The following is a 24,860-nucleotide window of genomic DNA, read 5'->3' on the forward strand; positions in this document are numbered from 1 at the left end:
GTTAAATAATTATTCAAATAATGTAACTAAGCAAGCTATTAAAGACGCTTGCGATAGCTTCACAAAGTTTTTCAATGGTTATAGCAATTTCCCTAAATTCAAGTCCAAGAAGAAATCTAGGCACAGTTTTTATCAAGACACAGAAAAAATTAAAATTACTAAAACCCATGTTAAGTTAGAAAAATTGACTACAAGTAGAAAAAGAAATAAGCAGAAGTTTAATTGGATCAAACTAGCTGAAAAAGGCAGAATACCAACAGGAAAAAATATTAAGTATATTAATCCAAGAATAACGTATGATGGACTTAATTGGTGGATCAGCATTGGTGTTAAAGAAGAAAAAGAAAATAATACTTCATACCAGACTGAAGGTATAGGTATTGACCTAGGTGTAAAAGAATTAGCAGTAATAAGTAATGGTGAGAAGTTTAAAAACATTAATAAATCATTCAAAATGAAGAAGTTAATAAAAAAGCATAAAAGATTACAAAAACAAATTTCAAGAAAATACGATATGAATAAAACTGAAATTGAAGGGAGGGAAAACCGTTACAAATACCAGAAAACAAAAAATATAGTAAAAGCTGAAAAGAAATTAAAAAGACTTTATAGGAGAATAAAAGTTATCAGAGATGACTATACCCATCAGATTACAACATCTTTGGTGAAAGCAAAACCAAAGTATATCGTGATCGAGGATTTAAACGTAAGTGGAATGCTAAAAAATAAGAAACTCGCAAGAGCAATATTTGAACAATCTCTAAGAGAATTTAGAAGAAAATTAGAGTACAAATGTAAATGGTATGATATTAATTTAATCATAACTGATAGATATTTTCCTTCAAGTAAAATATGTTCTAATTGCGGACATATAAAATTGGATTTAAAACTTTCTAATCGGAAATATCGATGCGACAGTTGTGGATTAGAGCTTGACAGAGACCTTAATGCAAGTATTAACCTTAAAGATTATCCTATAAAGCATAGACCATCAGTAGCTTAATCACTTAAAAGATACTACTGATATGTACCCATTCGTTAATGGGGAATTTAAGCCTTCGGAGAGTTATATCAAACGAAAGTAATAGTCATTTTAACTATGAAATCGGACTCAATGAACGAGGAACAAAGCATAAAACTTATAAATTTCAGCTTATTTATAAGTTTTTATAGGTATTTGGTAACGGTAAGTAGAGTGGATAAATTTGAAGAAATACTTCACTCTTATCAAGAAAATATCGAAGAAGATGTTAAAAAAAGAGTTGAGTTTATCCGTAACTATGTAAAAGATGCTAATGCTAAGGGGGTTGTTGTTGGCATATCCGGAGGGATTGATAGTGCGGTCACTGCAGCATTAGCTATCATCGCTATGGGAAAAGAGAATGTAATCGGGGTATGGATGCCTGCATATTCTGATCCAATCCATGAAAGAGACGCCAAGGCGTTGGCTAGTGCAATAGATCTTAATTTAGTTACAGTAGATTTGGGTTCTACTTTTAATAATTTAGCAAAGGAAATAGAAGAGATTGTTAGCTTAAATGATTTAGCGAAGGGAAATACCAAAGCTAGATTGAGAATGACAACTTTATATGCTATTGCGAGTGTTAAAGGTTATCTCGTATCTGATACCTGTAACTATTCTGAGATATATGTTGGTTATATGACAAAAGGTGGAGATGGTTTAGCAGATTTTAATCCGGTTGGAAGTTTGACTAAACATCAAATAAGATTACTAGCAAAACATTTAAATATTCCAAAAGAGATTATTGAAAAAGCACCTTCGGCCGATCTTTGGGCTGGACAAACTGATGAACAAGAGATGGGATTCACCTATGAAGATTTGGATAGGTATTTGTTAACAGGTGAAGGTAACAAAGAGGTAATCGAAAAGATAGAAAGACTACACAGAATCAGTGAGCATAAACGAGTCTTAATGCCTACCATTTGATATTTCAAATTATTGTGTTAAACTATTACCTAGATTGATAAAGAAAACCTAAAATAATGATTATGTTCAATTAGATCAATGATTTTGGTTTGAGAGGAGAATTATTATGGCAGGTCATTCCAAATGGAAAAATATCCAACATCGAAAAGGAAGACAAGATGCCATTAAGGCTAAAATATTCACTAAAATTTCCAAGGAAATATATGCTGCCGTTCGCAATGGTGGCCCTGATACCAATACTAACTTTAAGTTGAAGTTAGCAATCGCCAAGGCTAAACAAAATAATATGCCTAATGACAATATTGAACGTACCATAAAAAAAGCGATGGGAGAGACAGGTGGTAGTAATTTTGAAGAGATCACCTACGAAGGCTATGGGCCAGGTGGAGTTGCGGTGATGGTACAAGCGTTAACTGATAATAGAAATCGTACAGCAGCGGATGTTCGACACGTTTTTAACAAAAACGATGGTAATCTAGGTGAATCTGGTAGCGTAACCTGGATGTTTTCTCGTAAGGGCATTTTAACTATCGATAAAGAGAAGATAGATTTAGATGAAGACACCTTAATGTTAATGGTATTGGAAGCTGGAGCTCTTGATTTACAGGTTGAAGATGATTCATACGAAATAATCGTTGATCCAGAGCAATTTGAATCTGTAAAAGATTCTTTAGAACAAGATGGTATTGAATTTAGTTCTGCGGAAATAACAATGGTTCCTCAAAACACTGTAACTTTAACAGGTGAAAATGCTTTGAAGATGATAAAATTAATTGAAGCATTAGAGGATTTAGATGATGTTCAATCTGTTCAATCTAATGCTGACATTGATGAAAGCGTGTTAGATTTTTAAAAATAAGGTATAAACCCCTTTCTTTTTGGTTAGAATGTATTAAAAACCGTAAAAGAGGGGTTTTTTCTATGTTTTTTTTCATTGAGAAGAAAACATTAAAATATACGTTTCTATTTTTGATCACTATAATAATTTTAGCAATGGTACTTATTCCTAAATATATGTTAACTAACGAAGATGAAGGAGAAATGACTAAACAAGAGATTCAACAGGTTAATGTAGGGTTGGAAAAAAAACTTGTTTTAATTACACATTATCGAGTTGGTTCTGATCTAATAGAAACAAAAATAGAAAATATTAAATCATATGAAGAGATTAAAGAGAAGTTCCCAGATTTTGAAGTCGTTGAGATAACGGATGAGCAGATCAGATTGGAAAGGGAGGTAGAGGATTTAGCTCCCGAATTAAAAGGAGGGGTTTATTTCAGTTTAGGGCCCGATGGATACCTAACCCTATATAAGGGAACCCCTAAAGAAAATAATCAGGTGAGGGAAGTAATTGAGACTTTTTTCCGAATCGATATTGAAAAGCTAGAGACTGGTTTACCAAAGGAACCAGTTGATCAATTATATCAAGGGATACCTATTCAGGATTTAGCAGAATTTAACAGCGTTTTATCAACATTTAGTGAATTTTCATTAGAGTAACCATTTTACATAGACCATAATTAGTGTTCTGGAAAGCCAGGGCACTTTTTTTGTGGATAAATCAGACATAAATACAATACCTAATACAGAAGTTCATTAGGATAGCTCTTTGGGAATTAATTTGATGGTCACAATAGTATCTATTTGCTAAAATATTATAAGAACATAGAGAACATCGGGGGAGGAAGAGATGATAGAATTATTTAACAAATACAGATATTACGTAATTTTTTTAGGACATGGAATGTTGTTAGCAATTACCATGTCGATGATTGATTTTAATACCGTTTTTCCATCTTTAGTTAATAAATTATCCGATTCAAAAGTTATTTTTGGTGCATTATATTCCATTATGTTAGGGGTTCCTTTTATATTTAATTTATTTTTCAGCCATATTATGAGAAGGGATCAATATAAGAAGAAATATTTATTGTTAGGGATAAATCTGCGTGCATTGTCCTTTTTGGGTATGGCTTTTTTTGTTTATTATTTTTCAATAGAAAGCTCAGCAATAGTGGTATATAGTTTGTTTTTTTGGATATTTGTTTTTTCTATAAGTGGTGGATTTGCGGGAATAGCTTATCTTGATATAATCGGAAAGGTTATCGACGAAAAGGATAGAAACAAATTTTTCACCTATAAGCAGTTGGTTAGTAGTGTGTCTGCTTTAGTTGGTGGGCTAATAATAAAGAAGATTTTTGATTTAAAAAGCTTAGAGTTTCCTAATAATTACTCAATAATTTTGTTTATCGCATTTGGTGGTTTATTTTTAGCCAGTTTATTATTTTGGTTAATCAAAGAACCACCATCAAATAAACAGGAAGATGTTAAATTGTCCACCTACTTTTTTAAGGAAATACCCGCAATTTTGAAAGGGGATAAAGTCTTTTCAAGGTTTATAGTTGTTCAAAACTTAACAGGTATAAGTTTGATGATTTTACCATTTTATATGGTTTATGCTAAAGAAACTTTCCAATTAGATAATAGTTATATAGGTATCTATCTAATATTCCAAATATCTGGTACGATTCTCTCTAACTTTTTCTGGGGTAGAATAAATAGTAAATGGGGGAATAAAGCTGTCGTCAATTTATGCATTTTATTTGGAGCTATAATCCCGATTTTTGCATTAATTATTAGTAGATTCGGACCTAGTGTATATTCCTTGGTATTCTTTTTAGTTGGATTTGTGATAAGTGGTAGAAAAATAGGTTTTGATCAATATTTGCTAGAAATTTCACCTGAAGTAGAAAGGACAACTTATATCGGAATTAATGGGACTTTAAGTATTTTTATTGTCATACTTCCTTTAATAGGGGGAACATTTATTGAGTATTTTGGATACAATATTACATTCTTGCTTGTATCTATTATCATGTTTATAACAACCTATATTTTCAGAGAAAAAAAACAGGTCCATCGGTAATTTCTTAGTTCCTTTAGTATTATTGGCGAACTTATTTCTTTTCTTTTAACTGCTGAGATTTTTTGATATAATCAGCAGTATGAAAATATATGTTCGTATTTATTATTTGGAGGAATTATTGTGATTATTTTAGGTTTTGACCCTGGAATTGCCATAGTTGGTTTTGGGGTGATCAAGAAACAAGGAAACCTAGTTCGTCCGCTACAGTATGGGAGTATTAATACTAAAGCAGGATTGGAAACGGGGATAAGGTTGAAACAAATCTATGATGCCACAAAGGAAATAATCAATACCTATAAACCTGATGCTGTTTCGATTGAAAAATTGTACTTTAATAAAAACGTGACTACAGCAATGACAGTTGGACAGGCCAGGGGAATTTTGATGCTTGCCGCAGTAGAGGCTAACTTGCCAATATATGAATATACTCCACTGCAAGTTAAACAAGCACTTGTTGGTTATGGAAGGGCAGAAAAAAAACAGATTCAAGAAATGGTTAAAATGTATTTGAATTTAAAGGAAATACCAAAACCAGACGACGTTGCAGATGCTCTTGCCATAGCAATATGTCATGCCCATTCTGTAAAAATGACAAATATTATCAAGGAGAATTTATTATGATAGATTTTTTACAAGGGACTCTGTTTTCTGTTGAAGAAGATAGCATCGTAATCAATGTTAATGGGGTAGGATATCAGGTTTTTGTTCCACGGCCGGAAGGATATAGTCAAAAGATCAATCAATCTGTGTTTATCTACACCCATCATTACATGAGAGAGGATTGGATGGGCTTATTCGGATTCAATGAAAAAGATGAACGATATTTATTCCGTTTGTTGTTAAATGTTTCTGGTATTGGTCCAAAAGGCGCCCTAGCGATCATCGCCCAAGGTAATCCAAATGATGTTATTCAAGCAATTGCTAATGAAGATGAAAAGTCATTAGTGAAATTACCAGGTGTTGGAAAAAAGACTGCTCAAAGAATAATTTTAGACTTAAAAGATAAAGTGAAGGGATTAAAATTTACGGGAGCTATTCAAGAAAGAGAGATAGATAGTATCAATAATATTGCTGAATCTCAAATTGTTTCCGATTTACATGATGCTTTATTAGCCTTAGGTTATCAAGAGCAAGAGATAAACAAAGTATTATCTACTTTATCTGATTCTATCGATTCTAAGGAATCATTAGATCGTCTAATTAAACGAGCTTTACAATTATTGATGAAGGATTAGGGGGAAGACAAAGATGGAAGATCGTATAATATCATCACAGATGTTAACTGAAGATCAAACAGTTGAATTTAGTCTTCGTCCTCGTAGCTTAGCTGAATATATAGGGCAAAGTAAAGTTAAAGAAAATTTAAAAGTATATATTGAAGCGGCAAAAATGCGTAATGAAGCATTAGATCATGTATTGCTTTATGGACCACCGGGGCTTGGAAAGACTACCTTATCCAACATTATTGCTAATGAAATGGGAGTAAACATTCGAACAACATCGGGACCAGCAATCGAAAGGCCAGGTGATCTGGCAGCGATTTTAACCAATCTTCAAGAAGGAGATGTGTTATTTATCGATGAAATACATCGATTGCATCGTACTGTTGAAGAAGTACTCTATCCAGCTATGGAAGATTATGCATTAGACATAATCATTGGCAAGGGTCCAAGTGCCAGGTCGGTTCGGATTGATTTACCAAAGTTCACATTAGTTGGTGCAACAACTAGGGCAGGTTTATTGTCTTCTCCCCTAAGAGATCGTTTTGGTGTGATGGCTCGATTAGAATATTACAATGAAGAAGAATTGACTCAAATTATTATTAGAGCTGCTGAATTATTGGAAGTAAAAATTGTCGGTGAAGCAGCGAAAGAAATAGCATTACGTTCTAGGGGAACTCCTAGGGTTGCTAATCGTTTATTAAAAAGGGTTCGAGACTTTGCTCAAGTTATGGCTGATGGTGTCATAACTGAGGATGTTGCTAAACAATCATTGGAACAAATTCAAGTTGACCGCCTAGGATTAGATCATATTGATCATAAATTGCTTGCTACTATCATTGATAATTACCAAGGTGGTCCTGTCGGTTTGGATACATTGGCCGCTTCCATAGGAGAAGAGTCAAATACCATCGAAGACGTATATGAACCATATTTAATGCAGAAAGGGTTTTTGCAGCGTACACCTAGAGGAAGAATGGTTACTAATTTAGCTTATCAACATTTAGGAAGGAGTATACCTAATGAATCCAGTACCTAAAATGTTTATAAGTCTTGGTATAGTATTGATCATTATTGGGGTGATTTGGCAACTAGGTGGTAAATTTTTATCACTTGGCAGATTACCAGGAGATATTTTCATCAAGAAGGGTAATTTTACCTTCTACTTCCCCTTAATGACTAGTATTGTGCTTAGCATTCTATTAACAGGGATCCTTTATCTATTTCGATTATTTAAATAATTATTTTCCAGTCTATCTAACGCCGAATTATGGATTGTAATATCCGTAGTTCGGTTTTTTTATTTGGAAGTTATATTATTGGCAGATGAAATATACTGAAAATTTTGAAGGAAAATGATGAATAATGGAGAAATAGGAGAAGTAACCATTGGAAATGGGTGATGTAGTTTTAATTTTTTAGGGGTGATATTTAATATGGGTAAAGAAGATAAAAAAGCAAAACAAATTGAACAAAGTATTAGAAATGCTGAAGCATCGCTTAAAGTTGAAGGACTTCATGTAACTGACGAAGATAGAAAGTTACTAATGAAGTATATAAATGGTGAAATAACAAGGAATGAATATATTGAAAAGTGTGTTGAGTTAGTAAATGAGTAGTAAATATTGTTATCCCAAAACTAATGTACTAATTAACAAATTTAATATTAAAGATCAAGATAAGTTGCAAATGCTGGAACGTAAATTAACATATTTAAGATTATTTGAATTAGGAATCAAGCCTATTTTGGGTAGGTTTGATTTAATGCATCTACAGGATATTCATTATTATATATTTCAAGATATCTATAGTTGGGCTGGAACAATACGAACTGTAGATCTTGCTAAGGGCAATACGTTATTTGCTAAAGCATTGTTCATTACTGATGAATCGAGGAGAATATTTGGCGAATTGAAAAAAGAGAACTATCTAAAGGATTATGATATTAATAAATTTTCAGAGAGAGCAGCTTATTATTTGGCTGAAATTAACGTTTTACATCCATTTAGAGAAGGAAACGGTAGAACCCAAAGGGAATTTATTAGGATTCTAAGTCTAAATGCAGGTTTTAATTTGGATTGGAGTAAAATTCCGGCAAAAGATATTTTCGAAGCTCAAGTAGCTAGTGTTTACGATATTAAAAAGTTGGTTGAAGTAATTAGAAATAGTATCACACGCTAAGAAGTGGATTATAATTTGCCTCTCAAGACCTCAATATTTTCCACTTTTCATCCTTCTTTCTTTAGTCATTCTCGCCATATAAAACTTTTCAGATTTCTTCTTTTCATATCCTTCACTAATATTTGATTCCAAAATCTGACCAAAAGAAAAAAGGATGACTCCCACCGACCAAAGTAGAGGACCAATCCTTTTTCGGTAAGGTGCAACCCGTCCTTGTCCCTTACCAACCCGACTAAGAGTAGGTAGCTCATCCTTCCGGGAGGGGCAACTTGCCTCATCCCTTTTTCATTATTAATTATATAATATTCAAAATATACCATCAAGTAAAAAAATATAAAAAATGGGAGAGTGAAGATTAATGAAAAAATTTAGTATTATGGTATTTACGTTAATTTTATTAGTATCAGTTTTGCCACAAGTTGGCTTTGCGGAAGGAATGATCAAAGTAAAGCTGAATGGAGAGTATGTTCAGTTTGATCAACCACCTATCATTGATGAAAATGATCGTACTTTAGTGCCTATACGTTTTATATCAGAGGAATTAGGTGCGAAAGTTACTTGGGAAGGAAGTACCCAAACGGTAATTGTAACAAAAGATGATAGAGTAATTGAATTATCTATCGGAAAAACAACAGCCGAAATTGATGGTAGGACTTATCAATTAGATACTTCTGCTAAATTAGTAAACGGAAGAACTCTAGTACCTATAAGGTTTATTTCCGAAGCCTTAGGACTTGAAGTAGGTTGGGAAGGTAATACCCAAACGGTAATTTTAAATAGTAGCGATAATGTAAAGATAACTTATCAGTTTATGCCTAATAATAGAGACGAAATGATTGAGTTAGTGCAGAGTTTGCCGAGTTTTAGTGGTACAACAATTGTAGATATTTTAGGTGATGTAGTTATTAATTTAAAAGGTAGCGAGAATTCAAAGGACTTAACAATTTCGGTAACTACTTTTGAAGAACCTATAAGATTGTATGATGTTCCTATGACTGCTAAATATAAAATAGTTTTATTTAAAAACGAACCTAATGAGGATGAAGTTAACTTTATTAAAGATTTTCTAAAAGTATATTATCCAACTGAATATGAAAAAGCGATTAAGCATTTCGTTAATCGAGAAAGAATATTAACTACCTATGATAATCGTCAATTCTTAGTATCTCCGTTAAATAACCAAATTAAAATCTATATTGGTGAGTGATGTCTATGCGGATTAGATATAAAAGAGGGATAAATATTTTGTTATCTCTCATACTGGTATTTTCTATTTTTCCTTTACCTAAAGAAACACTGGCTTATAGCTTAGAAGCACAAAAGATCATAGATTATTACGGTATTGCTACTACAAATGCCAATGGTAAAACATTAAATGAAAAATATTTACTAGATCAAATGGGTGTAGGGGAAGCTCTTGTTGTCTATGGAACACCTGAAGAAGTACCAGGAAATGAGAAAAAGAATGGTCAATGGCGTTACTTTGGTTACGATGTTAATGGTAATCCCTATTGGAATATAGATTTTCCTAATGACGCTTTGGCTGAACCATCTGTAGCAAAGAATTGGATAAAACAACCTTGGAATTTAAGTTCAAGTATAAATGAGACTATCAAGGATTATTTAACCGACCCAAACTACACAACATGGTTAGCTTCAATGGTTGATACCTATAATAATCCAACATCTAATTGGCTAGATTCATATAACGCTTTGACAGGTTCTAATTGGACAGCTAATACCCTTAAAGATTACGCTATTATGACCCAACGACCTTATGATTTTGCACCAGGATATGTTACGATGTGGAATAGTTCTGGTGGCAAATGGTGGTATGAAACGTTCTATATTCCACCTGAAAAGAAAATTGATATTAATAATATCCCTACAGAGCCTGATTTAGAGATTACTCAAATTAACTATCCTGACGCTGCCTATACTAATGAGAATATAACTATTAATGTAACTGTTAAAAACAACGGTGATGTAGATAGTGGTTTATTTCAAGTAGGTTTATTTGGTGTTACGGTTTCATCTAAATCTGTAACTAATTTAGCACCAGGGGCTACTAAAACATTAACCTTCAACTTTTCCTTTAGCTCGACAGGACTTAAAAATTTAAGTGCTAAAGTAGATATAAATGGGGAAGTAGTGGAATCTAATGAAGATAATAACGTGTACCCTTTTGCTATTTACCTCAATAAGAAAAATGAACCAACAACACCGATTGCGATAATCTCACACTTACAAGGGGATACAAGAACTGTTAGTACAATAACTGTTCAAACTGGAACAGATTTAAAATTAGATGATAGTTTATCATATGATCCAGGTGGAGAACTGATAACTGAAAAGTATTGGCGATATAAAGAAGATAAAATAGGGTCTCAATATATTTACCAAAAACCTAACAATGAAGATATTACGAGTATAGATAATAAATCTTATTTTATCGAATTATATGTAAAAAACAAATCGGGTAAAGAATCGGGCTGGATACAATTAAAGGTGAATGTTAGTGATCCACCACCACCTCCAGCAGAATTAAAAGCTGATATTAGTTTTAATCCAGATAGAATAATTATTGGTGAGGGCTCTCAAATTTTTAATATGTCTGATGGCTTAGATAGTTATTCTTGGACATTTTCTCCTGAATTAGAACCTTATATTATAGATAAAAATGCTTTTGAACCTAAAACAAATGCTATTGGTGTTCCTGGTACATATTCCGCAACTATTAAGGTTATGAAAAATGATGGCTCAAGTAGAACAGATACAGCTTACTTACGAGTTATAGATCCAAAGCCGATTGCTATTATTACAGGTGTGAATAAAATCACTCAAGGGAGAGATTTTCCTAATCAATATCATCTATTAAATTCCTATTCTCCAATAGCTGATAGAGGTGTTACTATAAATCATACATACGACAAATTTAGATGGAAAAAGAGTACGGATTCTTCTTATACAAATGGTTTACCCACTAAAGCACCTAATGATCCAGGAATTTATTACATAGAAGGACAAGTAACTGATTCAGACGGAAGGGTAAGTGATTGGGGAAGATTAGAATTAGAAGTTGTCGAAGATAAAGCACCAATTGTAAATTTATTTACCGCTAATCAGACTTATAGAAATATAGAAAATACTTTGTATATCGAAGCTACAAGTCCCGATTTTGATAAGTTAAATAGATTAGTTATTTCTTATCAATATGATTCAGATAATGATGGTAGTTATTCAGATGAAGCTTGGAATACAGTCTATGATGGACCATTTACAAATGTTTATAAAATAACTCATTCAACCGTAGGTAAAAGAAAATACGAAGCCATTGTTTACGAAGAATACGGTAAAGGTACTTCTGCTACGACTGTAATAGATGTAATTAACAAACAACCAACTGTTAACTTTAACACTTTTGGTTTAACATCTCAACCAAAACAGGATAGTGAAGCACCGATTATTTCTTATTCTTCTGATACAATTTTCAATTCCTGGACTCTTAAAAGTCCATATGTTGGAGGAGATTTAAGCAAGATTGGTTGGAAAAACTCTAATGGTACTTTAAGTACCAAAAATGCTGTTAAAGTAGATTTTTCAACTTTTTACCCTGACATGGGAAATGGTCCAAATGGAAGGACTAATCAAACTATCGGTAATTTAGAGTTGTTAGGAACTTGGACATATAACGGTACAATAATAAAGAAGGTTTTTCCAGGGCATAGAGTTTATTCTTATCAGTATAATTCCACTACGGGCAACTATGATTTTTTTGAAAGAAATGCTAAGACAGGTGAAATTATTTCAAGTTTTTCAGTTCCTAGAGTTATTAATGGCTACACTAATGAATTTATAACTATAGGGGATGATGACGAAGTTTTTTATTTCACTAAAAGAAGTACGGTTGATTCCAATACTAAATTGGAAAATTTATATTTAGTATCTTTTGATAATAAAGGTAATTTTATTGAAGAAGTTTTGATTGGACAATATTTTGTTCCTCTAGTTCAGGATATTTATTTCGATAAAGATAAAGATACGCTTTATTTAATTATGTTAACTAGACCAAATTATGTTGACTATAGAAATTTTGATGTTCAATTGGCAGTTGTTAAATATTCTAAATCTAAGAAGATGACTTACTGGTCTGCTTTAGACTATGTTTATGGAAATAGGCGTCGTCTATATAATTTTAAATTAGTTAAAGATTATAATGATGATGTTTACGTTATTTATCTACATAAAGATTTTTATCAGTCAGGATTTAGTTATTATGTATCATTTAGACTTATTAAGATAAACAATAACACAGGAATTATAGAAGCTAGTCGTAATAATTATGACGCAGAAGATGTTACTTATCCTGTATTTTCTAACGATAACAAATATGTATATGTATCTTTTGTAGATTTTTATAAATCAGGAGGAAAATATTATAGAAAATTTTATATTGAAACATTGAATACTGTAGATTTGTCTGTTAAAAGACAGGAGTATCTTTATGGAGTTAGGTCTAGTAGTAAAATGTATGCTGGAGAGAGTATACCATTAACTAATCCTATTGTTCTATCTAATGGTAGGGTCTATGTAATTTATGAACGCAATAGTAAGTATGCTATTTTAGATTATAACGGCAATGTTTTGAGTAAAGGTGCATATATAAAATCTCCATCATGGGGAGGTTCAACTACTCAAGATAGAACATTACCTAATACTTATCTCCAATCTAACGGAAAAGGCTTAATGGTAAGAATGTCCTTTGATAGTTATTCAGATCCAAACTATTATAAGTATGTTTGGGTAATCCACAACATTATTAATAGAGAAATTTTAAAAGAGATAGTTTATAAAACAGTTCCTAGAGGTGGTGGAAGCTCGAGTCCTCAAAGCGAATTAAAATTATTATGGTTTCCCGATAATTCTTTATATTATTTTGGAGAAAATCTTTATACAAAAGAGGTATCTGTAGTAGGAGAACAAAATAGTGCAACTTATCCTAAGGTAATAGATAGCAATACTATTGAAGTAATAGACGACAACTGGGGAGGTTTATTTTACGACATAAATGATATTTCATCTAACTATTCATTTGAATTTGATGTTTCAGTAAATGATTTAAAAAACGATAAAGTTATCGGAGCAGGATTTAATATTCAAGACGAAAAAAATCTGTATTCTATTGAATGGAGTAAAAATACTTTAACTTTGTATAGAGTTATTAATGGAACAAAAACTGTATTAGGTAGTGTTTCTTTAAATAGAACACCTTTTTCTAATTATCATGTGAAAATCGATTCTTATAACGGAAATATTAAAATACTGATAAACGATATAAAGTATATGGATGTAAATGATTCTACTTATATAGACGGTTCTGTAGGAATTATGTCGTTAGGTCAATCTAATGTTTCTTTCAATAATATTAAACGTACTGCGATAGTAGAATATGAAACACAACCAACTTACGGAGCTGTTCTTGTTGATGAAACAGTAAATTATGAAACAATGTTTACTGACCCTGAAAATGATTCTAAGTACGCTGAATCCTGGAGCTATGTACATTATCCTAATTTCTTTGAAAATAGTGAAGGATATAGTGTTTATCACAATAAAACATATTCTTCTCCAATAACTGTTTTTGATAAACCAGGTAAGTACGAGATTTATTATAAAGCACAAGATAATCCGGGATTAGCTGGGTATGGATTGTGGTCAGAAGAAGTTATGAAAGAATTGTATGTTCACAGAAGACCAATAGCTCAACCTGACATTAGATTTACAGGTAAGGTATATGTAGAAGGCGAATCACTAGATTACGATACTTATGATACTTCTTATGACCCTGATTTAACATTAATAACTGATAAAGAATTTAGATGGAAATATTCTGATGAAACTACATGGAAGTACGGTAAAAAACAATACTATGACCGACCAGGGGTAACATTAATAATACAAGAAAGAGTTAAGGATATTCATGGTGCTTGGTCGTATTGGGCTGAACAGAGGATCTATAAAAATAATTTGCCACCTGTAAATCAACGTAAACCGACTATGACTATTACATCACCAAATGGAACATCTGCAAATCCAACTGTAGTATCTAGTGAACCTCTTGTGAAATGGAATTATTATGATCAAGATGGTGACTTACAAGAAAGATATAAATTGGAATTTTACTATAATGATTCAAACGAATTAGCGTTACAGATCGAGCATTGGAATGCTAATAAACAATATCAAGTTAGTATCAGATGAACGATTAATACGAGTAGAAGGACAAGTCTATTCTAATGGTGTATGGTCTAATGTTTCAAATAAGGTTTACTTTAAAATAGTTAGAAATACACCACCAACAGCTAATTTTACTTATACCCCATCAACTGTTTATGAAGGAGATACGATTACATTAACAGACACATCAACCGATCCTGATGGCAATATTTCTAGTCATTTGTGGACCATTAAAAAGCCTGATGGTTCAACATATACTGTATCAACTCAAAATGCAACAATAACTAATGTACAACCCGGTACTTATCAGGTTAAGAAGAAAGTAACAGATAGTGCTGGAGCTTGGGATGAAACTGACTGGGTAGTGATAATAGTAAATGAATTAATGGTAAGTGGCCAAGTTTTACATACAACTCTGTGGAATCAAAATCGGATAAAATATAATCTTTCTAAAACGGGAACAGAAAATTTGCCTAGGACGTATGACGTCTTTTTCCCGGGTGAAAAGTTCATTCTAAATGGTAATTCCATGATCATTGATCCGGATAGTGATTTATCCGTAGAAAGTTTTTCTGTTAGTATTTTGCAGACAGGATACATTACTGAACTTAGTTATTCAGGAAGTGAAAATTGGGAGGGTGAATTATGGGATCAACAAATGATTAAATGGCCGTCCCAAACATTAACTTTTAGATTTTCAGCCTCCTATTCTAGTGGAATAACAAAGTACACTGATGTTATTATTCAAATAGATGATGATCCTTATTGGAGACAACATACGTTATATTAACTTGTATTGCTAAAAATAATAAATAGTGGCATTTTAGACTACTCAAAATGTATAAATAACCTCTAAACTACCAATAAAAGTAATAATTTGGTAGTTTGGAGGTTTTATTATGAATATCGTTATCGATGATTTTGGCATGGGATTGTATAAAAAGAGTGAAAGATTAGTAGTTAAAAAGAAGGGGAAGCTTATTCAAGAAATACCTTTTTTTGATGTGGAAGCTATCTTCTTCATGACCAATGGAGCGGTACTCTCTACAGATGTAATTAAGGAATGTATGGAACAAGGTATTCAGATTCATTTTTTAGATTACAAACAACAACCAATTGCTTCTATTTATTCACCGATGTTACATGCTACTGTAAAAACTAGAAGAGAACAAATATTAAGTGTTAAAGATTATCGTAGTGTTGAAATGACTAAGAAAATATTAAGGGCGAAGATAACAAACCAACATAGATTACTAAAGTATTACTTAAAGAGTAGAAAAGGCCAGGAAGAATATCAAATTATCTTGGACTACGCTAATCATGTGATAGCACATTTGGAAGAGTTAGAACAGACAACTGGTAACTCCATAATTGATGTTAGGGACAAGTTTTTCTCAATCGAAGCTAGGTCTGCCAAAAAGTACTGGGATGGTGTTCAAAAGATTTTAGAAAAGCGGATTGCATTTCCTGGAAGGGAACATCGAGGTACCAATGATCCAGTAAATATGATGTTTAATTATGGCTACGCTATCTTGGGGGGATATGTGCAAAGTGCAATACTAAGGGCAGGTTTAGAACCATTCGCAGGTATTTTGCACACCGATCGGCCAGGTAAAAGCTCACTACAGTACGATCTTATTGAAATATTTAGACAGCCTGTTGTTGACAAAGTAGTAATTTCATTATTATCTAAAGGATTCACACCAAAAATAGAGGATAATCTTTTGAACTTAGAAACCAGAAATAAATTAAAGGATAAAATTATCAACAGGTTAGAAAGTAAAGAACCTTACAATGGCAAAAAATATAGAATAAAAACTATTATCCAGATTCAGGCCAGGGAGGTGGCCTCGTTTTTTAGGGAGAACACGCCATTTAATACATTCATTGGGAGTTGGTAAGATGTATGTCCTGCTCATATATGATATTACTGATGATAAGATCAGAAATAAGATCGCTGAAAGACTTAAAGATTATGGATTAAAACGGGTTCAATATAGTGCTTTTTGGGGAAAGTTGAACCAGAATCGTCGTGAGGAATTGATGTTCCGTATCCAAGGTTTGCTATCAAAAACTGAAGGAAGTATCATTTTGATTCCGGTGTGCGAAAGAGATAGGAGCCAGATAATCAAGTTAGAAAATTTTGATATAGATATAGAAGAATCTGAAAAGAAGGTTGAGGGGTAAAAGTGATACAGGTAACGGATATCAAACAATATGTATATTGTCCAAGAGTAATATATTATACTTACGTGATGCCCGTAAATAAAAAAGTAACATATAAAATGGAACATGGAAGAGAACAGCATAGGTTAGAAATGATAAAAGAAAAAAGAAGGGGACTCAAGTCCTATAGTTTAATTGAAGGGAAAAGATATTTTGATTATCAACTCAAATCTGAAAAATTGGGTTTAACGGGAAAGTTAGATTTATTAATAGAAACCGATAATTCTAGTCAACCTGCATACCCAGTGGAAATGAAATACACTTTCAAAGGTATTCAAGCAAATATTAAATACCAGTTAGGAGCATATGCGTTGTTGCTAGAGGAAAAGTATAATACTTCCATTGATGAAGGGTTTATCTATATTATTCCGAAGAAAGAAATTCATACTATTCCTATTTCGCAAGAAATGAAAGAATATGCACAAAAAGTAATTTCTGCGATTCATAACATTATAGAAAAAGAACATTTTCCAGATCCTAAATCAAAGAGGAGATGTCATGATTGTGAATTCAGAAAGTTTTGTAATGATTTGTATTAATAGCAGGAAATAACAATCTTACTGTTGAATAAGTTACCTATCACAAAAAGAGAGGCAAAGTTATGATAGGAAATAGTAGAGAACTAATATCAAAATTTAAATTAGCCAAATTTACAGCTATTTATGAAGTGGGAGATGAAGGTATATATTTACCGGAATATAAAGGTTCAACATTGAGGGGTGCATTTGGTCAAAGCTTCAAACAAATTGGTTGTGATTGTGCTGGGGCAAAGCATAATGACGGGTGTGTTTATTCATATGTTTTTGAGACAAAACCAATTATGAACTTCCAAGTAATAAATAAATCAAAGGACATCCCAAGACCTTTTGTTTTTGAAACAATTTATGATCCTAGAACTTATTTTTCCCCCGGTGAGAGGATTTATTTTTCCTTCACCCTTTATGGTAAGGCTATAGATTACCTTCCATATTTCGTTGTTTCACTACAAGAAATGGGAAGATATGGCTTGGGAAAGCATCGTAGACGACTTTACTTACGTCAAATCTTTCAGGTTAATGTTAATGGTGATTTTGAAAATCTAGTTTATGACGGTACGAAATATAAAATATATAGTGATTGGAACTATCTTTTAGGAGCGGAGATCGTTGATCATTTTAACTTTGATTTGAATCAAGATAATGTATTAATTCACTTTATCTCACCGACCCGAATTAAAAGCAAAGGTAATTATATTAATACTGCTCCAAGTTTTGAAGAATTGATTAAAGCTATCATCAGAAGGTTTTCCTCTATCATTTTTTTTCACCAAGATTTATCGTTACAGATGGATTATAGTGAATTCTTTAAAAGTGCATCATCTGTTAAGTTAGAAGAATATAAAACTAATTGGCTAGATTGGGAAAGATATTCCAATCGGCAAAAAGATCGGATTAAATTAGGAGGAATCGTTGGCAAGGCGTTGTATGCTGGAGAAGTTACAGAATTTATTGACTGGTTAGCTATAGCTGAGTGGATCCATGTAGGGAAAAATCCCGTGTTTGGACTAGGAAAAATTAAAGTTGTTCAAAAACTTAATTGACATCAAAAAAGAATATAGAAGGGATTATTTTATGGGTGAGGCACTTGAATTTTTTAAGACTTTATTAGGTGGGAAATTTTATCCACGTCCTTTTCAATTGGAACCAATAAAATACTTATATAGTGGTCAACCAGTTGTTTTAAGCGCACCTACTGGGTCAGGAAAAACATGGGCTGGCATCTTTCCCTTTCTTTATGCGAAGGTTAAAAACAAGATATTTGCTGATAAGTTGTTTTATGTTTTACCTTTGAGGACCCTGACAAGATCCATATTTAGTGAAATAAGTGAAAAAATTGATGAATTGAATTTAGATTTAAAAGTAACAATCCAAATGGGAGAGCAAATGGACGATCCTTTTTTTGAAGGGGACATAATAATAACTACTATTGATCAATTATTAAGTAATTATATTGGTGCTTCCCTTTCTACTTCTATCGGACAGTCTAATATTCCTCCAGGAGCTTATTTGGGGGCGTATTTTGTATTTGATGAAATTCATGCTGTTCCAAGGGAAGCAATGCCTACAATACTAGACATGGTTAGAAGATTAAAAGATTATTCTCGTTTTCTATTAATGACAGCAACTATACCAACCACAGTGTTAGATGAAGTTGTTGAAAGAATAGAAGGAGAAAAGATTTTCGTTTCTAATGAACAGATAATATCTGAAAAATGGGTAACTTGTACAAATTTGACTAGGCGAAAATTATATTGGAATGATCAAGAATTGAATGTAGACAAGATCATTGACCTACACATGAAGCAAGAAGGGAAAAGAAGAACTATTGTTATTATTAATCGTGTAGATAAAGCACAGCATTTTTATCTAAAAATAAAGGCTTTGTTTAAACAACTAAATTTAAAAGACGAAATATTCTTACTTCATTCTCGGTTCCTACCAGAGGACCGTAAAAATATAGAGCAACAGGTTATAAAACTTTTGGGGAAGAATGGTAATAAAAACGAACATGTTATTGTTATCGCTACACAAGTTATTGAGGTTGGAGTAGATATATCGGCTAGAGTGTTAATTAGTGAACTCGCGCCGGCCAATTCACTAATTCAACGTTCAGGAAGATGTGCCCGTTTTCCTAATGAGACAGGAGAAGTGTATATATTTGATCTACCTAAAAAAGCTAATGGAAAACTGGATACTAGTCCATATTTTAATCAAGATAGAGAATTAGTGTATAAAACAAAGGAATACTTGAAAGAACTGAAGACATTCAAGATGACGTTACATAAAGAATTAGAAATGGTAGATATAATTCATAGAGAAATCGATTTACAAAGGATAAGAAAAGTACCTTCAACAAAAGCCAAGCAAAATGTGAATAAAAGTTTAGTTGCAGGAGAGTATAATTTTATTCCTCAATTGGTTAGAGATATTCCTAACACAAGTTTAATTATCCATGATCATCCTAGTAATCTAGATATGGAACTAATTCCTGAAAGATTTTCTATTAGAACTAGTACTTTAAGAAGATATTTGGATAGCTGTAATGATTTCAATGGGAAGGTATGGGGATATAGTTTCCAAGAGGAGATGAATGAATCGCAGTGGGTGAAAATCACTAATTTAGATGATATAAGTAAATATCCATTAGTCTGTATCCATCCTGATATTGTACTTTATCATGGTGAAATAGGACTAATTTTTCGGGATGAAATAGATAGCAATATCGTATTAAATGACCAACAACCTTACGTTGCTAGTTATATTTTGGACAAACCAAGAGGTTATCATCGTCAATTTTCTTATCATAAGGAAAAATATATTGAACATATAAAGTCTGTTAGAGAGATTTTTAATCAGGAGAAGAAAAGGATCCATATAGGATTAACTTATTTTGCTAAAGAATTCAAAATACCAACTGGGGAGCTGGAAAAAGTTATTGAAATGGCCATAGCATTTCATGACGTTGGTAAATTAAATGAAGAAATAGTAACTAAGTTTTGGAATTGGCAAAAAATTAGAAGGGGAGAAGTGTGTCAAGAATTTTTAGCACATACTGATTATGACCCTACCAATGTTGAGGATTTTTTGGAATGGAAAAAACAAAAGAGAATTCCCCATGCTATTGAGAGTGCTTATATAACATTGCCGATGGTCGAAAAGAAACTAGCACTTATAACTGATGATGAGGATTTAAGTCAAATTCTCACCAAAGCAATATTTACTGCAATTGCGAGACATCATAACTCATATACTTCTAGCTTAAAAAGAGATGGAAAACTTCATCAAAAGGCTAAAAGCACCTTAGTAAAAACTTTAACTAAATTAGGATTTAAGAATATCGAATTACAAGTTAACGACTCATGGAATAGAGGATACAATTTTAGTAAATATTTTATCTATCCATCTGAAGAAAAAGGATGGCTTTGGTATTGGTTTGTTGTTAGATGTGTTAGGTTAGTCGATCAATATTCACAATTTATTAATACAGAAAAGGAGGTGAGTAAATGGCATTAGTTAATTCATTTACCTATTGGAAAAACAAAGGAAATTATGCTGATGTTTTAGCAGCTGTAGGGCTAGCACAATTAATTTATCATCTTACAGGTGAATATCCGAAAATTGAAGATAGACACAGTTTTTTCTATATCACATTACCCAATCAAATTGACTTGGAAAAGTTGCCGTATCATATCCTTCTAGATGATCCTGGTTATGAAGCAATGGATAATCAAAAATATGAAAAAATAAAAGAACAAGCTAAAGCTTATCGTGAAAAAAGTAAAAATATTAGTAATCTTACTGAAGAGGAGAGACAGCATCTTGAACAAGAGAAACCACGGGATGATTGGTCTTTATTTCAGAATTTAAAGATTATTCAAGCTTTAAATACGTACAACAAATTGCATGAAAATATTAGGAATGCTGATAAAGAAAAATTTATAGCTTATTTAAAGCATAAATTAAAAGCATATTCTATCGGAGAATTATCAGAAAGTGGAGGAATTAAATATTCATTATCAGTTTCTGCTGTTCAAGCATTTAATCCTTCCATTGGTAAAGGTGTTAATCGTACCAAGCCTGATGGAGCAGCTATTTCGTCCTTTCCTAAATCAATGGTTGATTGGTTTCAAGAGTATTTACGTTTTCTAGGGATTGCATCATCATTCCATTCATATCTTATTGACAAAGATATAAAATTTATCGCTGTTTCCCCTGGTAAAATTCCTTTTGATATCTTAAGTACTAAAATTATGCATGATTTTCGCTCAAAAAATATTGGGTGGACAACAATTAAAGTTGATGTGATGGCTGTTCTCACTCTCGCATTAATTCTATTAGATTACTTAGATATAGTTAAGAATCATAAAGTTAATCAAATTTTAAATGGGATTCAAATTGCAAATTTCAAAGATATGGGACAGGTTAAAGCATTGATGAACCAATCTTTCATCAGATTACCTGGATGGTTTCCGATTAACTCTAATGATGATGCAGACGACATGCGATTGATAATTAAAGAACACATGGATTGTTTGAGGTATTTAGACGAAAAAAAGAGTGAAGAGGCACAATTATTACAATTATACCGTGATGGTCTATCAGGCGATGACTTAGGTAAAATCATTAAATTTTTAGCTGGGTATGGGATACATAGAATGCGTAAGTTGAACACAGACAAAAACAGAAAAAATTATGTACCCGCTATTACAGAAGATAAGTTAAGGAGGTTAGTAATGAAAAGTTATCCTGCATACAGCGAAATAATAAGAAACACTGGTTTTCAAAATATTGCGAAAGCTGTTAGAAATGCTACAATCAATGAGCAGATAGCTAAGTCAAAAGGTAGGAATAATTATAAAATTCATTATGAATTGTTTCAACAAATAAAACAAAATGCTACATTTCCAGATAAGTTTTTAGGAAAGTTATTAGAGTTTATCAACGAGTATAATAAAGAGACTGCTAGAAAGATAGAGCAAAAGGATAAAGATAAGAATACTATATTTAGACCATTGGTTTCTACACAAGATATAGATGACTTTATTAAACTGTTTGATAAATACCGTCAACAATCTGAAACAATAGCAATGTTATTGATTGCTTATGCTTCTTCAAAAACTATACGTAGCGATGGAACAGGCAATTCAACTAATAGTAAAGAAGAAATAATTATTGAGGAATAAGAAAGGATGGATGATATGAGGTCGTTATCAATTAGTGGAAGATTAATTTTGGATATGCATTCACTAAATAATGAGGGCTCCGAAGGAAATCATCTACAATCACGTATGGTTCATATCGTTAATGAACAGGGTGAATTGGAAGTTGTTAACGCTGTTTCTGGTGATATGTTAAAGCATATTCAAACAGAACATTTACATAATATCTATCTAGAAAAAGAAGTTGAATTGTGTGAAGGGTGTTCCAAACTGGATGCTAATCGGATCAATATTGACGATGGATTTTTTAAAAAACTAGGTAAAGAAAAAGATATAGCGAAGATTACTTCTGAACTTTTACAATACTGTGCAATGGATGATACTCAAGGGGTGCTTATTACTAAAGGGAATAGGTCAACTCCGAGGAAATCAGTTGTGGAATTCGGTTGGTTAATTGGTCTTCCTAATAAAAATCACACTGAATCCTATTTTCATGTGAAATTTGATAATAATAGAGAAGATGGTTCGGGCTCCAATGATGGATCTAATACTGGTCAGAATATTTTTTATCGTCCAGCCAATTCTGGAGAATATGCATTAGTTCTTAATGTTGAACTTGATAGAATAGGTTTTAATGATGTAACAAAAGAGTATGTAATAAATGATGAAGAAAGGAAACTAAGATTAAAATCTATATTGGAGAGTATAATCTTTACTTTCATTAAACCTTCTGGTGCATCAAGAAATACCCAAAATCCACATATACTTGGTTTTGAAGGGATAGTATCGATTTCTAATACAAGTATACCTGCTCCTACAGTCAGTCCATTAAAATCAAATTATCTTGAGGAAATTGAGCATGTAACTGAAGAATTGAATCGCTTGAAATCCGAAAGTATAATTACTTTTCCGTTTAAGTCACAATCAGAGTTTACCAAAGTTATGATTGATTTGATAGAAAAAATATAGGTGATCAATATGTGGTTAACAGTGGCCTATGACCATACGTCTTTGTTTAGTTTGAAAAATACTAACGCAACAAGCTCTGGTGGTAAAACTAATTTGGTACCAACTATGTATTCAGTAAAACTAGCTATTATAGATGCACTTTATAAATTGGGAGAAAATGGTGAGGAGCATTTTAATTGGATAAAAGAACTAACCATTCGTTTTTCACCTCCCCAATATGCTATTATTAATAACAGTTTTATTAAAATATTAAGGGAGCCCAAAGAAAAACAAAAAAAAGCCTTCATCTCATCAATAGCTTATCGAGAGTTTGTATATTTTTCAGGAGAACTAAAAATTGCATTGGAATTGTCTAATTTGAAAGATGAACAGATAGAATTATTGAAAATGGCCTTGGTCCATATCAATTACTTCGGTAAAAAGGGAAGTTTTGTACAGTTTAAAGGTTACAAATTATTAGATGAATATGAACTGTCTGATGAGTTTACTTGGGATTTAAGAGATAAAAGAGAAAGTTTTAACAGTTTAGTCGTATTCCAGCACCTAGATGATATTGGCGAAAAGGCTAAATTTAGCAACATAAATACCTTTGACGAATCAAAAAATAAGTTAGGAATGGATAGAATTTTAATCCCGACGGCTATTCCGTATGTGCTTAAATCATCTAGCAGGGGATATAGTTATTATCATAAGTCCAATTAATCAATAATTAGGTATTACGATCAAATTTAACTTATGATAAACTTGATACAAATAAGACAATAGAGGATGTTTTCGAAGATTAAGGGTGTTTTGGAACAAAAATCATATCTTCGAAACTTCCTCACCTTCTTTGACTTTAAAAACCGCGTCATATAAGCGTTTATTGTACAAAAAAATCGCGGTTACACAGCTAGACCCGATGATAAGGGGATTGAAACTGAATTTACCAGCCATAATTATCTATCTCCTTTCTATGTTACACAGCTAGACCCGATGATAAGGGGATTGAAACTACTTGGTCCGGTTGGGCTGATAATTGCAGCCATCGGAGTTACACAGCTAGACCCGATGATAAGGGGATTGAAACCCAATCATTTTTATCGATAGAACTTTAGTTCCCCTTCGTTACACAGCTAGACCCGATGATAAGGGGATTGAAACCAATATATAATGCTTGAATTGCTCTAGTCAATGTATTGTTACACAGCTAGACCCGATGATAAGGAGATTGAAACTCGCAAGTGTTCGATTTATTCACGCTTCATCGGCACGTTACACAGCTAGACCCGATGATAAGGGGATTGAAACTTTTCTGTCCATAGATAAACCTGTGGAGCAAATTTAGTTACACAGCTAGACCCGATGATAAGGGGATTGAAACTCCAATTATGTCGTAAGTCGTATCCGGTGGAACTGGTGGTTACACAGCTAGACCCGATGATAAGGGGATTGAAACTCGCCTTTTACTTTTTT

At 32.4% G+C, this 24,860-nt stretch carries 22 protein-coding genes and 1 CRISPR repeat array (1 of these 23 running past the window's edge); all 22 genes read left to right on the forward strand.

All coding sequences use genetic code 11. The features are described 5' to 3' along the window. On the forward strand, positions 1–1,003 hold a 1,003-nt coding region (locus BHF71_RS01530; protein WP_069655910.1), incomplete at its 5' end, for an RNA-guided endonuclease InsQ/TnpB family protein. Between the two features lie 192 nt (positions 1,004–1,195). Next, positions 1,196–1,948, forward strand: a complete 753-nt coding sequence (gene nadE, locus BHF71_RS01535) for an NAD(+) synthase (RefSeq protein ID WP_069655949.1) — start codon at positions 1,196–1,198, stop codon at positions 1,946–1,948. A gap of 106 nt (positions 1,949–2,054) precedes the next feature. Beyond that, the gene (locus BHF71_RS01540; RefSeq protein WP_069655911.1) at positions 2,055–2,801 is read left to right on the forward strand and encodes a YebC/PmpR family DNA-binding transcriptional regulator; all 747 of its coding nucleotides are present in this window, start codon (positions 2,055–2,057) and stop codon (positions 2,799–2,801) included. Between the two features lie 68 nt (positions 2,802–2,869). After that, positions 2,870–3,448, forward strand: coding sequence for a BofC C-terminal domain-containing protein (locus BHF71_RS01545; RefSeq protein ID WP_069655912.1), 579 nt, complete (start codon positions 2,870–2,872; stop codon positions 3,446–3,448). Positions 3,449–3,638: 190 nt separating this feature from the next. After that, a complete protein-coding gene (locus BHF71_RS01550) occupies positions 3,639–4,874 on the forward strand; it encodes an MFS transporter (protein WP_069655913.1) in 1,236 nt (411 codons plus the stop codon). Between the two features lie 120 nt (positions 4,875–4,994). Then, on the forward strand, positions 4,995–5,495 hold the full coding sequence (ruvC, locus tag BHF71_RS01555) for a crossover junction endodeoxyribonuclease RuvC (protein ID WP_069655914.1): 501 nt from the start codon (positions 4,995–4,997) through the stop codon (positions 5,493–5,495). Continuing rightward, on the forward strand, positions 5,492–6,109 hold the full coding sequence (gene ruvA, locus BHF71_RS01560) for a Holliday junction branch migration protein RuvA (RefSeq protein ID WP_069655915.1): 618 nt from the start codon (positions 5,492–5,494) through the stop codon (positions 6,107–6,109). Before ruvC ends, ruvA begins: the two co-directional genes overlap by 4 nt. 13 nt (positions 6,110–6,122) lie before the next feature. Next, positions 6,123–7,133, forward strand: a complete 1,011-nt coding sequence (gene ruvB, locus BHF71_RS01565) for a Holliday junction branch migration DNA helicase RuvB (RefSeq protein ID WP_069655916.1) — start codon at positions 6,123–6,125, stop codon at positions 7,131–7,133. After that, entirely contained in the window at positions 7,117–7,335 is a 219-nt protein-coding gene (locus tag BHF71_RS01570; protein WP_069655917.1) for a DUF2905 domain-containing protein, read from the forward strand. Before ruvB ends, BHF71_RS01570 begins: the two co-directional genes overlap by 17 nt. A 195-nt stretch (positions 7,336–7,530) precedes the next feature. Continuing rightward, complete coding sequence (locus BHF71_RS01575) at positions 7,531–7,713, forward strand: antitoxin VbhA family protein (protein WP_069655918.1); 183 nt, start codon at positions 7,531–7,533, stop codon at positions 7,711–7,713. Beyond that, positions 7,706–8,275, forward strand: coding sequence for a Fic/DOC family protein (locus tag BHF71_RS01580; RefSeq protein ID WP_069655919.1), 570 nt, complete (start codon positions 7,706–7,708; stop codon positions 8,273–8,275). Before BHF71_RS01575 ends, BHF71_RS01580 begins: the two co-directional genes overlap by 8 nt. Positions 8,276–8,633: 358 nt before the next feature. After that, positions 8,634–9,482 carry a copper amine oxidase N-terminal domain-containing protein gene (locus tag BHF71_RS01585; protein WP_069655920.1) on the forward strand — a complete coding sequence of 283 codons (849 nt, stop codon included), beginning with the start codon at positions 8,634–8,636 and terminating at the stop codon, positions 9,480–9,482. Between the two features lie 5 nt (positions 9,483–9,487). After that, entirely contained in the window at positions 9,488–14,536 is a 5,049-nt protein-coding gene (locus tag BHF71_RS01590; protein ID WP_069655921.1) for an Athe_2463 domain-containing protein, read from the forward strand. Further along, positions 14,502–15,302, forward strand: coding sequence for a PKD domain-containing protein (locus BHF71_RS01595; RefSeq protein ID WP_069655922.1), 801 nt, complete (start codon positions 14,502–14,504; stop codon positions 15,300–15,302). The genes BHF71_RS01590 and BHF71_RS01595 overlap by 35 nt, the downstream gene beginning before the upstream one ends. A gap of 109 nt (positions 15,303–15,411) precedes the next feature. Then, positions 15,412–16,413, forward strand: a complete 1,002-nt coding sequence (gene cas1 / locus BHF71_RS01600; protein ID WP_069655923.1) for a CRISPR-associated endonuclease Cas1 — start codon at positions 15,412–15,414, stop codon at positions 16,411–16,413. A 1-nt stretch (position 16,414) separates the two neighbouring features. Then, a complete protein-coding gene (gene cas2 / locus BHF71_RS01605) occupies positions 16,415–16,699 on the forward strand; it encodes a CRISPR-associated endonuclease Cas2 (RefSeq protein WP_069655924.1) in 285 nt (94 codons plus the stop codon). A 2-nt stretch (positions 16,700–16,701) separates the two neighbouring features. After that, positions 16,702–17,277, forward strand: coding sequence for a CRISPR-associated protein Cas4 (gene cas4 / locus BHF71_RS01610; RefSeq protein ID WP_069655925.1), 576 nt, complete (start codon positions 16,702–16,704; stop codon positions 17,275–17,277). 62 nt (positions 17,278–17,339) lie between these two features. Further along, a complete protein-coding gene (gene cas6 / locus BHF71_RS01615; protein WP_084024074.1) occupies positions 17,340–18,317 on the forward strand; it encodes a CRISPR system precrRNA processing endoribonuclease RAMP protein Cas6 in 978 nt (325 codons plus the stop codon). A 31-nt stretch (positions 18,318–18,348) separates the two neighbouring features. Continuing rightward, a complete protein-coding gene (gene cas3 / locus BHF71_RS01620) occupies positions 18,349–20,790 on the forward strand; it encodes a CRISPR-associated helicase Cas3' (protein ID WP_141705312.1) in 2,442 nt (813 codons plus the stop codon). Then, positions 20,781–22,460: a hypothetical protein gene (locus BHF71_RS01625; protein WP_069655927.1), complete on the forward strand. Its 1,680-nt coding sequence runs from the start codon at positions 20,781–20,783 to the stop codon at positions 22,458–22,460. Before cas3 ends, BHF71_RS01625 begins: the two co-directional genes overlap by 10 nt. A gap of 15 nt (positions 22,461–22,475) precedes the next feature. After that, positions 22,476–23,405 carry a DevR family CRISPR-associated autoregulator gene (locus BHF71_RS01630; protein ID WP_218064911.1) on the forward strand — a complete coding sequence of 310 codons (930 nt, stop codon included), beginning with the start codon at positions 22,476–22,478 and terminating at the stop codon, positions 23,403–23,405. Between the two features lie 9 nt (positions 23,406–23,414). Continuing rightward, positions 23,415–24,107, forward strand: a complete 693-nt coding sequence (locus tag BHF71_RS01635; RefSeq protein ID WP_069655929.1) for a hypothetical protein — start codon at positions 23,415–23,417, stop codon at positions 24,105–24,107. A 181-nt stretch (positions 24,108–24,288) separates the two neighbouring features. Beyond that, positions 24,289–24,860: a CRISPR direct-repeat array (repeat unit 37 nt; unit sequence GTTACACAGCTAGACCCGATGATAAGGGGATTGAAAC); it runs 723 nt beyond the window's last position.

Origin of the sequence: Vulcanibacillus modesticaldus (assembly GCF_001730235.1) — a bacterium.
GTDB classification, from domain to species: Bacteria; Bacillota; Bacilli; order Tepidibacillales; family Tepidibacillaceae; genus Vulcanibacillus; species Vulcanibacillus modesticaldus.